Genomic DNA, 14,034 nt, shown 5'->3' on the forward strand with positions numbered 1-14,034 from the left:
GACCCGATGAAAAAGAGAATTGTTGCCATCGCCTGCCTGTGCGGCGCTATTTCCCTTTCCTGCCTTGCCGGCTGCGGAACCATGGAGGACCTCGGCAAGAAGAAAGGGGCGACCCAGGCCGCTGCGGGGAAAATAAAATTGGACGTTACCGTCGGCACCGCGGTCAGGCAGACCCTGAACCAGGAACGCAAGCTCCTCGGCACGCTCGCGGCCTACCGCGAAACCGATCTTGCTCCTTTGTCAATGGGCGCGGCGACGCGCGTGCGGTATCTGCCGGTCAAGATCGGCGACTACGTGAAACAGGGGCAGATCGTGGCCAAGATGGACGACGCGCAGTTCGTTTCAACCGACGCGCAGTTCCAGTCTGTCAAGTCTAACTACGAACGGACCAAGGCGCTGTACGAATCGAACGCGGTCTCCAAGTCGCAGTTCGAGCAGGCCGAGGCCGCGTACGCGAGCATGAAGCGCCAGCTGGAAAACCAGGAGGAGAACACCGTGCTCAAGGCGCCGTTCTCCGGCATCGTCACCGCCAAGGCGGTGGAGGAGGGCGAGCTGTTTTCCACACCCATGACCCCGGGCACGTCCAAGGGCCTTCTGCGCATCAGCCAGCTCGATCCCCTCAAGATCGACCTGGACGTTGACGACCAGACCATTCAGTACGTCAAAAAAGGCATGCAGGTGCTGTTGACATTCGATAAAACGACGGACAGCATTCCGGTGTACGGAAAGGTCGAGTGGGTGAACCCCGTTGCCAATTCGATGAGCCGCACCTTCGGGGTGCGCATCATCGTGCCGAACCCCGAACGCAAAATCTTGCCCGGCTATTTCGCCGAGGCGCACATCCTCATGGGGAAAAAGGAAAACTGCCTCACGGTGCCGCGCGAGGCCGTTGTTGAAGACAGGGTGTTCGTGATGAAAGACAACATCGCTGTCGCGAAAAAAGTCGAGACCGGCATGATCAACGACGACCTCGCCGAAATAACGTCGGGAATCAGCGACGGCGACGTTGTGGTGGTGACCGGCAACAAGGCGCTGCCCGACAGCGCGGCGGTGAATGTGGTGAGGAAGTAAAAATTCACCACGGAGACACAGAGAACACAGAGAAAATTATGATTGAAAAACCGATACTTTGATGCGTGTCATTCCCGCGAAGGCGGGAATCCAGTGAACGAACATGGAAAAATGTCTTCTAAACAATAGTATAGATATTTCTTAGCGAGCAAACGAAACGGAACTCTTTACGCAGGTGTTACGAATGATCTTATCAAAAGAGTTTATCAACATCGAAACGGCATAATGGATGGGTTCACGAAGAAATATTCTGTCCATGACCTTGTTTACTTTGACCCACTCAATTAGGAAGAAACTATGGCTGAAGAACAAACCCAGAAAAGAATCAACCCTTTAGTCGAATTCTCCGTCAGCAAGCGCGTAACCATCACCATGCTCATCCTCATCGTCATGGTGTTCGGGTTCCTTGCGTTCACGCGGCTGCCGCTCGACATGTTCCCCGACATCTCGTACCCGGTCATCACCGTGGCGACCTCGTACACCGGCGTGGCGCCGGAAGAGGTGGAGCGGCTCGTGACCGTGCCGCTCGAGGGCGTTATCGCGGGCGTCAACGGCGTGAAGAAGGTGTCCTCCACCTCGTCGGAGGGGTATTCTTCCATCTCCGTCGAGTTCGAGTGGGGCACCAATCTTGACGCGGCAAGCCAGGACATCAAGGACTTCATCAGCAGGATCAAGGACTTTCTCCCGGACGGCGTGAGCGAGCCCATGGTGCTCAAGTTCAACATGTCCCAGATCCCGATCATGTTCTCCGGCGTGGCAGGCATCGATAACCCGTACAAGCTCAAGAAATACCTCGAGGATAACGTGCAGCAGCGCATCCAGCGGCTCGACGGCGTGGCCCAGGTTCTTGTATACGGCGGCAACGACCGCGAGATACAGATAGCCCTCGACCCCACGCGCCTCAAGGGCAAGGGCATCGGCGTTGACGGCGTGGTGAACGCCCTTCGCATGCAGAACATGAACACGCCGGCGGGCTACATGGTTAACGGCGGCACCGATTACCTCGTGCGCGCCATGGGCGAGTTCGCCAACGTGGACGACATCAAGAACGCCATCATCGGTGCCGCGGCCGACGGCACGCCCGTGCGGCTCTATGAAGTCGCGGAAGTCAATGACACGTACAAGGAAAAGCGGAGTCTTTCGCGCATGAACGGCATGCCCACCGTGTTCCTCATCATTTCCAAGCAGAGCGGCGCCAACACGCTCAAGGTTTCGCAGCGGGTGAACAAGGAGATCGAGGCGATCAAGAAGGCGCATCCCATGCTGGTGTTCCATACCATTTTGGACCAGGGCGATCCGGTGAAGCGCGTGACGGGCAGGACCATCCGCGAGGGGATCATCGGCGCCCTGCTCGCGGTGCTGCTGCTGTTCATCTTTCTCGGCAACATCAGGCCCACGCTCATCATCGCGGTGGCAATACCGCTTTCCATCATCACCACGTTCATCGCGCTGTACGCGGGCGGCTTCACGCTCAACCTCATGACGCTCGGCGGGTTCGCGCTCGGCATCGGGCGGCTCGTCGATGACGCCGTGGTGGTCATTGAAAATATCTACCGCCACCTCATGAGGGGCGAGCCGCCGGTGACCGCCGCGCGCAGGGGCGCAAGCGAGGTCAGCATGGCAATCGCGGCCTCGACGTTCACCACGATCATCGTGTTTCTGCCGCTGCTGTTTTCCACCGGCCTCGCCGGCCAGCTCACGCGCGGCCTGTGCCTCACCATCATGTTCGCGCTGCTCGCGAGCCTGTTCGTGGCGTTCACCATCGTTCCCATGCTTTCATCCGTGTTTTTCCGAAAGCCGAAAACAGACCGCGCGGCCTGGTTCGAAAATGTCAAGACGGGCTACGGCTCCTGGCTCTCGTGGGTGCTCGACCATCCGTGGATCACCGCCGGCATCGTGGCCGCGGTCCTCGTGGTAAGCCTCGGCGCCGGGGCCAAGTTCCTGGGCAAGGAATTCATGCCCGACTCCGACAACGGCATGATGGTGCTCAACGTGGAAATGCCGCAGGGCACTCCGCTCGAAGAGACCGCCTCGCTCACGGCGCAGCTCCAGAAGCTTCTGCAGTCTTATCCCGAGGTCGGGTTCGTGGGCGAGATGGTGGGCGCCGACGACGAGAACTCGAGCCACGGCGAGGGCGTGACCGGCCCGAACGGCGCGCAGGTGTTTGTGCGGCTGCTCAATCCCGACCAGCGTGACAAGACGCAGCAGCAGATACAGGACGATTTCCGCAAGCGCCTTCCCGAGCTCAAGAACGCGAAAATCACGCTCATGGCCATGTCCGGGTTCACCATGGGAAGCACCAAGCCGCTCACGATCCACGTGTACGGCAACAACCTGGCAACCCTGCGCGACATCTCGCAGAACGTATTGAACGTGGTGAAAGCAATCCCGGGTGTCAAGGACGTGGAATCGTCGTTCTCAAAGGCAAGGCCGGAATACCATTTCGTCATCGACCGGCAGAAGGCGCTCATGTACGGCCTGATGCCCCTGCAGGTCCAGACGGCGCTCCAGGCGGCAAACCTCGGCAGCGTGGCCACACAGCTGCGCACCGGCGACGAGGAGATCGACGTGCGGGTCATTCTCGACAAGAGATTCAGGGACAAGCTCGACTATCTCCAGCAACTGCCGCTCAAGACGCCGGCGGGCGTCACCATTCCGCTTTCCCAGGTGGCCACGGTGCTTCCGGCCGAGGGGCCCGTGGTGATCAAGCGAGACAACAAGTTCCGCGTGGGCATCGTTGACGGCAACATCACGGACAGGCCGCTCGGCGCCATTGTCGCGGATGTCAAGACCCAGCTCGCGCCCATCGAGAAGTCGCTCCCCGCGGGATATTCCATTTCGTACAAGGGCGATTACGAGAACATGCAGGAAAGCTTCCAGCAGCTGGCCCTGGCGCTCGTGCTTGCGATCCTTCTCATTTACATGGTGATGGCCTCGCAGTTCGAGAGCCTGGTGCACCCGTTCACCATCATGTTCACCATCCCGCTCGCCGGCATCGGCGTGGTATGGATCCTGCTCCTGCTCGGCAAGACGCTTTCGATGGTTTCGTTCCTCGGCGTCATCATCCTCACCGGCATCGTGGTGAGCAACGGCATCGTCATGGTGGACTACATCAACCAGTGCCGTCACGCCGGCATGGCCATACGCGACGCCATTCTCGAGGGATGCAAGACCCGCCTGCGGCCCGTGATCATCACCGCTGGCGCCACCATCATCGCCATGATCCCCATGGGATTTTTCGGCGGCACCGAGGGCGCGGCCACGAGTCCCATGGCACTTTCGGTGATCGGCGGCCTCATCAGCGCGACGTTCCTCACGCTTTTCGTTGTGCCGCTGGTTTACAACGTGCTCGACCAGATCGGCGCATGGGTAAAGAGGGGTGTTAAAAGGGTGATCGGGTAAGAGTTGATGCGTTGAAAAGTTGACGAGTAAATGGGTGGGGGAACTCTTCGGTGTGGCAAGGATTTTGCAATATACCTTCCTTGGTTGGTCAGGGAGTCCCAAAGGGAGGTACTATGGACAGCACAAAAACAAACGGATTTAAATCTGAATATGTTCCCGGCGTGTGCAACATCGGACCTGCGGAAAGACGTTTGCGGAGAAAGTCTGGCTGGATAGGGATCGGCGTTGGCATCGGTTTGTGGGCAGCGCTTGCGTTCGTCAAAGCGCCGCAGGCATGGCGGCTGCTCGTTTTTTTTCCCGCAAGCCTCGCTGCGTCGGGATATCTCCAGTCCGCTTTTCATTTCTGCGCCAATTTCGGCATGCGGGGTGTTTTCAATTTTGGACCCGAAGTGGGGAAAACAGATACTGTTCTTCAGGCCGAATTCCGAAAGAAGGACCGGCGCAAGGCGTCGCTCATTCTGCTTTTGTCCGGTGTCATCGGTGCGATTGCGGCCGCTGCGGCCTTTTTGGTCAAAACTTAAACGGAAATGATTCGTTGATCCGTCTATGATCGCCGTACAAACAGAAAATCTCGCCAAACGTTTCAAAAAATTCCTTGCGGTGGACGGCATTTCCTTTACGGTGAATGAAGGGGAAGTGTTCGGGTTTCTCGGACCCAACGGCGCGGGCAAGACCACCACCATCAACATGCTTTCGACGCTGATCGCCCCGTCATCGGGCGGCGCCCGGATCATGGGTTACGATATTGTCAAGAAGCGCAACGAGGTCCGGCGGTCCATCGGTGTGGTGTTCCAGGACCCGGCCCTCGACAGCAGGCTCACCGGCCGGGAGAACCTGGAGTTCCACGCGCACATGTACGGCATGCCGGCGCGGGAGCGCAACGGCAGGATCGCTGAAGTACTCGCCCTCGTGGAGCTCGAAGACAAGGCGGCCGCCCGCGTGGAAACATATTCCGGCGGCATGAAGCGCAGGCTCGAAATCGCACGCGGCCTCATGCACCGGCCCAAGGTCCTGTTCCTCGACGAGCCTACCATAGGGCTCGATGCACAGACCCGGCGCCACATATGGACCTACGTCAAGAAACTCAATGCCGAAACCGGCATCACCATGATCCTCACCACCCATTACATGGAGGAGGCCGATGCTCTCTCTCACCGGATCCTTATCCTCGACCGCGGCAGGATCGTGGCGCTCGACACGCCGTCGGCGCTCAAGGACGTTTTGGGCGGGGACGTGATCGAGCTCGGCATTGCGGGCGACACATCATCATTTGTCAATGCCATGCGCTCGGCCGGCTGGGTAAAGAGCGTTGCGGCGAACGATGGATGCGTGCGGCTCAGCCTCGAAAAGGCCGAACTGCACGTGGCGCCCGTGGTCCAGGCCGCGGCGGATCACGGCGTGGCGCTATCGTGTGTGAACATCAGAAAGCCGAGCCTGGACGATGTGTTCATCCATTTTACGGGCAAGACGATCCGCGAAGGCGGCAATGACGCAACAGAGGGAAAACCGTCCAGGCGCGGACACCGAAGGCGCAGGTAGGGCATGCGGATTCTTCTCGTCATTTATATTCTGTGGCTCAGGGACATGAAACGCTTCATGCGGTCGCCGTCGCGCATCGTGGGCAGCGTCACGCTTCCGCTGCTCACGCTCGTGGCGCTCGGCGCGGGCTTCGGCCGAATGCCGATTCCCGGCATGAATTCGCCGAACTACCTTTCGTTCCTTGTGCCGGGCATGGTGGGGATGACCATCCTGTTCGGCGGCGTGTTTTCCGGCATGTCGGTCTTGTGGGACCGCCAGTACGGGTTTCTCAAGGAAATCATGGTGGCGCCGGTGCCGCGGGTCGCCATTGTTGTCGGCCGCATCACCAGCGGCAGCACGACCGGCGTGATCCAGGCCTCGGTCATCGCGCTCATGGCGACGTTTCTCGGTTTTGCGCTTCCGTCCCTGCCCGGTTTTCTCCTTGCGCTGGTGTTCATGATCTTCATCTCGGTTATTTTTACGGGCATCGGCCTGGTGTTCGCCTCGCGCATGAAGGACGAGCAGGGGTTCGGGCTGATCATGAATTTTCTCATCCTGCCGTTTCTGTTTCTTTCCGGCGCCTTTGCGCCCATCGGAAATCTGCCCGCGTGGGTGCGGACATTCTCCTATATCGATCCGCTCACCTACGGTGTGGAGGGCCTGCGCGCAGCCTTGCTCGGCTCTTCCGCGATCCCCCTCGTGCTGAGCTTCTCGGTGTGCGCGGCGTGCGCTTTGATGCTGGTGCTTGTCGGCGCGTGGTTCTTCGAGACGAGCGAAGCGGTGTGAGAAGTTATAGCGGAAAGCGTTGACGGGTTAAGAGCTGAGACAAGAAAATACGGTTCAAAGTGAAGATTTTACGGAGGTGAATGTTGTTCCGTTAGCCTGCAACTTGGAACGCGGAACTTTTTTTAACGCTTCTTTTTCTTTTCTTTTTTAATCCCCTTTTTGTTTTCCGGATAGCCGACAGGAATCACCTTGCGCGTTGTATCCTTTAGCGTGCTGTCGGCCGTGGAATCCCGGGGCGGGGGAAGGCCGGAAAGCTGGGTGTATCCCGAATCATCGAGCATGTGCCTGCGGTAAAGGTTGTTTGCCATCACCACGACCCGCTTCTGGATGAACGCGCTCTTGTCGTTGAGCGGGGAGACCCTGCTCGGCATCGCAAGGACCGCGGCGAGACGGGAAGCCTCGTTCAAGGTGAGGCGCGAGCACGGCTTTTTAAAATATGCCTGCGAGGCCGCCTCGCACCCGAAAATATTGTCGCCCCACTCGGCATAGTTCAGGTATAGTTCCAGTATTCTGTTTTTGTCAAGGTATTTCTCCAGAAGAAGGGTGTAGCCCATCTCCTTCGCCTTGCGCACGAAATTTTTTTCGTGGTCGCAGAAAAGGTTTTTCGCGAGCTGCTGGGTGATGGTGCTCGCGCCGCGGGCAATGCGGTTCTTGTCCTTGTTGTATTCGAACGCCTCCAGAATCGCCTCGATGTCGAACCCCGGGTGCGTGTAAAAACCGTCGTCCTCGGCCGCGACCACCGCGTTCTGCAACGACCGCGAAATGGAATCGAGCGGCACGAAACGCTGCAGCAGCGTGTCGGGTTTCTTCTGGGCCCGGAGCGCGGCGCGGTACCGCTTCATGTATTCGGTCTGCGACGGGTTGTGGTCAACGAGAAATTTCACGTCGCGGAACGGCTTCGAGACCAGGAAATACCCGTAAACGATGAGGACGGTGCCGGCAAGGGAAAACACCACGGCGTAGGTGAGAAGAAGTGCTTTGATGATGCGCCAAAAAAAATATAAAATCTTTGATAAATATTTTACCATGATGGTATAATGTTTCTTAAGACGGGAAAGAACCCGCATATCCGGCGCGTGATGGAAAAAGCACCTAAAAATAGTACTTTGCTGTGGTGCCGGAGAGAAATTAGTTGTTCCGAATCGATTGCTTTTGAAAGGGGACAAGGATAATGCAGACCAATACTCACGGCATGATAAGCCTTTTTCTCATTTTCATGGCCATTGCCGTTGCATTGGGTGCCGTGGTGCTGAAGTCGCCCCTTTTCGCGCTCATCTATCTCGGCATCTGCGCAATATGTTTTCTGAACATTGTTTTTTCGTATTGCGCAAAATGCCCGTGCAGGGAAAAAGACTGCAGCCACGGGTTTTTGGGATCGCTCACGAAAATCATGCCCAAACGGAAGGAAGGCCCGTACACTTTTATTGACATTCTTTCCACGCTCATCTCCATCGGCGCGATTCTGATGATACCACACCTGTGGCTCGTGTACAACATTCCGTCGCTCATACTGTTCTGGCTGCTCATCATCGTTGCCGCGCTCGAAATCATTTTTCTCGTGTGCCCGGACTGCGCCAACAAGAATTGCTATTTGTGCCCGGGAAAAAGCAAATCGGTAAAAAAGTTTTCCGCATAACGGTTTCCGAATTCTCTCCACGCGGTGTGTTATGAAAGAATTCCAGCGTTACTGGTATATCGCATGCTGCGCCGTATTCTGCATTTTTAATTCCGCCATGGCGCAGAACGAGTGCCAGAACTGGCAGGCCAATCACAGCGACTGGATCTTCTGCGACGATTTCGAGGACACCGGCTCCCTGGTGAAACCGGGAAGGTATTTTGAATACGACAGCAATGCCGGTGACTTTGTCCCGAAACCGGGCCTCGGCGTCAACGGCTCGCGCGGCATGCAGGTGCGGTGGCAGGCGGGCGAGGTGGGCGCGGGGAGCATCAAGCTTTCGTTCGGCAGGAACCCGAACGCCTACATGAATAAACAGAACATACGGCCTACCCAGGATTTCAGGGAAATTTATTACCGCATGTACCTCAAGATGCAGACCGGCTGGCAGGGGAGCCCGGCCAAGCTTTCGCGCGCCACGTGCTTTACTTCCGCGAACGACTGGCGCCAGGCCATGATCGCCCATCTGTGGAGCGACGACAGCGCGCACCTGCTCATCGACCCCGCGAGCTGCGTGAACGCCGCGGGCGTCGTGCAATGCACCACCTACAACGATTTCAACCACCTTACCTGGCTGGGCAACAAGAGCGGCATTACGCCGCTGTTCGCCACCAGCAACAGCGGCAAATGGTTCTGCATCGAGGCGCACGTGAAGCTCAACGACCCCGGGGTCGCAAACGGCGTCCAGGAGTTCTGGATCGACGGCAACCTCGAGGCGCGGCGGGAAGGCCTCAATTTCGTCGGCACCTATTCCGATTACGCAATCAACGCGGTGTTCTTCGAGAACTACTGGAACGCGGGATCGCCGGTGCAGCAGGAGCGGTATTTCGACAACATCGTGGTGTCGACGAAGCCGATCGGGTGTTTGCAGGCCGGCGTGATGGTTCCGGAAGGGAAATACGGGACAGCGAATGACAGGAAAATTACTATAACGGTATTCCGGAGGAATGGGAAAGACATCCTTGAGATTAGGAACGCCATTGCCGGACGTTACCACATAGTTACATTGACAGGAAGGAGAATTGCCGAAGGTGAGGTGGCCAGGAATGGTCGCACCACTGTTGATTTATCGGAAATACCGTTTGGGATATATTTTGCAGGTATAAATGCAGTGGACGGGGGATTGGTTGAAAAACGGCTTGTCGGAGGAAAATAATCAACAATAGTAAAAGGCCATTGTGAGGAGAGAATGCAGAACCTCGATTATAAATCAGGAAGTCATCCTTTTCCGCATCAGCCAATCTTCATCCATTCTGTTTTTTTACTGATAGTTTCTTCATTTACATTTACCATACGCGCCCAAACCACCGCCGTCCCCGTCACCGACTTCCTCAACTCCATCGGCGTCTGTACCCACATCGGCCAGGGCGTTGACAACGCGGCCCAGAGCGCGACCGCCATGACCTATGCCGGCATCCGCAACCTTCGCGACGACGGCAGGAGCAGCCACATTCAGGACTGGATAACGGTGTACGACCAGTCGGGCGTCCGCACCTGCTTGTTGACAGATCAGAATATCACCAGCACCGTGACCATGGCAAAGCAGCTCCGCGCCGCCGGCGCGCTCCTTGCGGTGGAGGGCCCCAACGAGCCGAACAACTGGCCGGTCACGTATCAGGGCCAGACATCGTCGGACACCACGTCGCTGCCGATTGCCAAGTTCCAGAGGGACCTGTATGCGGCTGTCAAGGCCGAGCCGGCGCTCAGCGGCATTCCGGTGTTTCATTCGAGCGAGGCGGGCGGGAGCGAGCCTGACAACTGCGGCCTGCAATTCCTTACCATCCCGGCCGGCGCGGGCACGCTCATGCCCGACGGAACGGTGTTCGCCGATTTTGCCAACACCCATAACTATGTTTGCGGAACGCAGAACGCGGACCTCGGTGACAATCAGGCATGGAACGCGGCAGACCCGACGCTCAACGGGCCATGGGACGGGCTGTATGTTGAATATGGACACACGTGGTGGGGAGCGGGTTTCAACGGTTACACCAACCAGCAATTACTCACCCTGCCGAGAGTGACCACCGAAACCGGCTGGACAACAGGCGGCACCGGAAAAAACATCACCGAGGACCAGCAGGGAAGGCTTTTTCTCAATCTCTATCTTTCGCAGTTCAAACGGAACTGGAAATATACCTTCATTTACATGTTGAGAGATGATCCGAATCAAGGTTACTGGGGCCTTTTCCATACCGACTATACCCCGAAACCGTCGGGCACGTATCTGCACAATTTTACCGCCATTCTCGCCGACACGGGGACGATTGCAACGCCGGGGCGGCTTGATTATTCCATCCCGTCCCAGCCCGCGACCGTGCATGACCTCCTGATGCAGAAGCATGACGGCACGTTGGAACTTGCGGTGTGGAGCGAAAAGGCGAGCGGGACCGAGGCGGTCACGGTGAACCTGAACGCTGTTTTCGCAACGGTAAAGGTATACGATCCCGTGGCCGGCGCTGCGCCGGCTCAAAATCTGTCCAATGCGAACAGCGTGCAGCTTTCCCTGAGCGACCATCCGGTCATCATTGAGATTCCGAATCAAGCGGCCGCCGCGCCATTGACCCGCGGGGAAAAGCATGTTGACAATGCGGACTTCACCGTAGATGCTTCCGCAACAAATGCAGTGATCAGATATTATACCGGTTCGAGTCAAGGGGTAACCTTTTTTCTCTATGACATGCGGGGACGGCTTGTAAAAACGCTGGCGGACGGAAATCAGGACGCGGGATATCATGCGGTTTTTCTTTCCGAACACGGTAAAAACGGTGTTTACTTTTGCCGGATGGAAACCGAAGGGATTTCTGCAGCGCGAAAAATTCAAATTGTCAGATAAGAAATGATGAATTAATTATTGCTATTGTTTAAAAATATCTGCTCGTTGCTCGTGTTGACCTCAACCCCCGGCCCCTTCTCCGGATCGGAGAAGGGGAGAAGGAAGTCCTCATTTGGAATATCCCTCTCCGATTCGGGGCGTGGCTGCCGAAGGCCGGGGTGAGGTCAGTTGACAAATAAATCAATAAACCGTATATTCTCATCTGAAGAATCACGGCGATTTCCCATGCAATTACTGAGAGGATAGCATGAAAAAATCAACGCAGAATTTTATCATCCAATCGTTGATCATTTTCCTTTTAACCGCATCAACAATCCTTGCCGCCTTTGGATATGACTGGCATCCCCTGCGCATCGGCGCCGGAGGATGGCTCGTGGGCATGGACATAGCGCCCGACGGCACCAAGGTGGTGCGCGCCGACACCTATGGGGCGTATCTGTGGACCGCTACGCAGTGGCAGCAGCTTGTCACGGCGACCAGCATGCCCGCGGCCGATGTTGCCGTTGACAACGCGGCAGGCGTTTACGAAATTCGCATCGCGCCGAACAATACAAATCGCTTTTACATGATGTACAACGGAAACGTGTATCGTTCCGACAACAGGGGAACGGCCTGGGCCAAAACGGCTTTCGCGCCTGTCACCGGCTGCGACGCGAACGACAACTACCGCATCAACGGACAGAAAATGGCAGTCGATCCGGCAAATCCCGATGTGGTCTATGTCGGGACCACGCTCAACGGCGTCTGGGTGACTGCAAACGGCGGGTCAAGCTGGGCGCAGGTGAGCACGGTCCCAACCGGCGGCGCGGGCGGCATCACCGGCATTGCGTTTGACGCCGGTTCTGGAACCACGGGCGGAAAAACCAACATGATTTACCTCTGCAGCTGGGGCAACGGCGTATACCGTTCAACAGACGCGGGCGGCTCGTTTACAAAAGCAACAGGCGGCCCCACGACGGTGAACAACGCGATTGTCGCAGGCGACGGCATCTACTATGCTGCGGACGGCACCGCCGCCTGGAAATACGCGTCCGGCGCGTGGACCAATATCAACGCGTCCGGCGGATGGCACAGCATCGCGGTGGATCCTGCAGACCCGGCGCGCATCGTCGTTGGAAGCGACGGCGGGAACCTCGACCAGTCGCTAGACAGGGGCGCAACTTGGGGCGGCACCATCTGGGGCTCGACCGCGCATCCGCAAACCCGGGTGGCATCCGACATCCCGTGGCTGGCATGGACGGCGGAAAGCTACATGTCGAACGGCAACATGATCTTCGATCCTTCGGCAACCAACAAGCTCTTCTTCTCGGAAGGGATCGGCGTCTGGTACACCAACCTTTCGAGAACCCAGACCTGGGACAGCGGCGTGGTGTGGAACTCGCAGAGCGCGGGCATAGAGCAGCTGGTGGCCAACGAGATCGTTTCGCCGCCGGCCGGCCGCCCGTTGGTTGCCTCGTGGGACAGGCCGGTGTTTTATGTGGCCGACCCCGATTCGTATCCGTCAAAGCACGGGCCGGACAACCAGAACGCCATCATCGCCGGATGGGCGCTCGACTGGGCGTCGAACGTGCCCTCGTTCATCGCCGGCCTGTTCAACTGGGGAACCACGGAAAAATCCAGCTACTCGACCGACCACGGACAGACCTGGCACGCCTTTCCTTCGCATCCGGCAAATTTCGGGAACGGCGGCTCCATCGCGGCGGCTTCGCCGGACAACATCGTATGGGTACCGGAAAACAACATGGTTCCGTATTACACAAAAGACGGCGGAACAACCTGGTCGCTGGTAAACGCGCCCGGCGCGGCCGCCACCGGAGAGACCGGCTGGGGATTCGCCTATTATCTCAACCGGCACATCGTTGCGGCGGACCGAAAGATCATCGGCACCTTTTACCTGTACAACTACCTCAAGGGCCTTTACAAATCGGTTGACAGCGGAAGCACGTGGACGCTCGTCCATGCCGGCGAAATAACCCCGTGGTCAAGCTACAACGCAGAGCTCAAGACGGTGCCGCTGCACGCAGGACACCTGTTCTTCACCGGCGGCCCCCAGGGCGGAGCGGGATCTTCACATCCGGAAAACGAGCCGTTCATGCGCTCCACGGACGGCGGCGCGACCTGGACGGCCGTCCCCAATGTTCTTGAAGTGCGATGCTTCGGGTTCGGCGTGGAGGCAGGCTTGAGCGCCTACACGACCATTTACATTTGCGGATGGGTGAATAATGTTTACGGTATCTGGCGCTCGGACAGTCTGTTTAGCGCCTGGACGCAGATCGGCGACTGGCCGCTGGGCAGCATCGACAACATAAAGACCATCAGCGGGGACATGAATGAGTATGGAACGGTGTACGTGGGGTTCTCCGGGTCGGGATATGCGTACGGGAAAATCGCGGCAAGTGCAGCAGGGCCGAGCAAGAAAAAAATGCCAGTGAGACTTGATGGGATGAATTTGAAAATCAACAGACTGCCGCAACGGGATATTGTGGAAATTTCCTTTTCGATTGTTACTGATGGACAAGTCGATATTTCAATTTATAACGCTGATGGAAGATTGATCAGACAATTGGTCAATAAAGATTTTCAGGCGGGATCATACTATACAAAATGGAACGGCAGAGGTGAACGTGGAGTTGTATCGGGGGGAATTTATTTTGTGAAGATGAAATCCAGTACGGCGGAACTATCGCAGAAAATTGTTTTGATGGAATGACTGGCTGATGAGAATTTGTGCGTCATTCCCGCGGAAGCG

Annotated in this window: 10 protein-coding genes; 9 read left to right on the forward strand and 1 reads right to left on the reverse strand. The window is 57.2% G+C overall.

Annotation, left to right across the window (positions count from 1 at the left end):
* The first annotated feature begins 6 nt into the window (after positions 1-6).
* From VLX68_12605 to VLX68_12625, 5 genes are all read left to right on the forward strand, one after another.
* Positions 7-1,071, forward strand: coding sequence for an efflux RND transporter periplasmic adaptor subunit (locus tag VLX68_12605; protein ID HUI93080.1), 1,065 nt, complete (start codon positions 7-9; stop codon positions 1,069-1,071).
* Between the two features lie 297 nt (positions 1,072-1,368).
* Complete coding sequence (locus VLX68_12610) at positions 1,369-4,473, forward strand: efflux RND transporter permease subunit (protein ID HUI93081.1); 3,105 nt, start codon at positions 1,369-1,371, stop codon at positions 4,471-4,473.
* 113 nt (positions 4,474-4,586) lie between these two features.
* Positions 4,587-4,994 (forward strand): hypothetical protein, encoded by a 408-nt coding sequence (locus VLX68_12615; protein ID HUI93082.1) that lies wholly within the window; start codon positions 4,587-4,589, stop codon positions 4,992-4,994.
* A gap of 25 nt (positions 4,995-5,019) precedes the next feature.
* On the forward strand, positions 5,020-6,012 hold the full coding sequence (locus tag VLX68_12620) for an ATP-binding cassette domain-containing protein (GenBank protein ID HUI93083.1): 993 nt from the start codon (positions 5,020-5,022) through the stop codon (positions 6,010-6,012).
* 3 nt (positions 6,013-6,015) lie between these two features.
* A complete protein-coding gene (locus VLX68_12625) occupies positions 6,016-6,777 on the forward strand; it encodes an ABC transporter permease (GenBank protein HUI93084.1) in 762 nt (253 codons plus the stop codon).
* 122 nt (positions 6,778-6,899) lie between these two features.
* Here the strand turns inward: VLX68_12625 and mtgA are convergent, their stop codons facing one another.
* On the reverse strand, positions 6,900-7,805 hold the full coding sequence (mtgA, locus tag VLX68_12630; protein ID HUI93085.1) for a monofunctional biosynthetic peptidoglycan transglycosylase: 906 nt from the start codon (positions 7,803-7,805) through the stop codon (positions 6,900-6,902).
* A 143-nt stretch (positions 7,806-7,948) separates the two neighbouring features.
* Here mtgA and VLX68_12635 point away from each other — a divergent pair, with 143 nt between their 5' ends.
* The 4 genes from VLX68_12635 to VLX68_12650 all read left to right on the forward strand — a co-directional run bounded on the left by VLX68_12635 (position 7,949) and on the right by VLX68_12650 (position 13,995).
* The gene (locus VLX68_12635) at positions 7,949-8,413 is read left to right on the forward strand and encodes a hypothetical protein (GenBank protein ID HUI93086.1); all 465 of its coding nucleotides are present in this window, start codon (positions 7,949-7,951) and stop codon (positions 8,411-8,413) included.
* A 31-nt stretch (positions 8,414-8,444) separates the two neighbouring features.
* Positions 8,445-9,608, forward strand: coding sequence for a hypothetical protein (locus VLX68_12640; protein HUI93087.1), 1,164 nt, complete (start codon positions 8,445-8,447; stop codon positions 9,606-9,608).
* A gap of 33 nt (positions 9,609-9,641) precedes the next feature.
* Positions 9,642-11,285 (forward strand): T9SS type A sorting domain-containing protein, encoded by a 1,644-nt coding sequence (locus tag VLX68_12645; protein ID HUI93088.1) that lies wholly within the window; start codon positions 9,642-9,644, stop codon positions 11,283-11,285.
* Positions 11,286-11,532: 247 nt separating this feature from the next.
* The gene (locus tag VLX68_12650; protein ID HUI93089.1) at positions 11,533-13,995 is read left to right on the forward strand and encodes a T9SS type A sorting domain-containing protein; all 2,463 of its coding nucleotides are present in this window, start codon (positions 11,533-11,535) and stop codon (positions 13,993-13,995) included.
* Positions 13,996-14,034: the final 39 nt, after the last annotated feature.

The organism is Chitinivibrionales bacterium (assembly GCA_035516255.1).
Lineage (GTDB): Bacteria > Fibrobacterota > Chitinivibrionia > Chitinivibrionales > FEN-1185 > FEN-1185.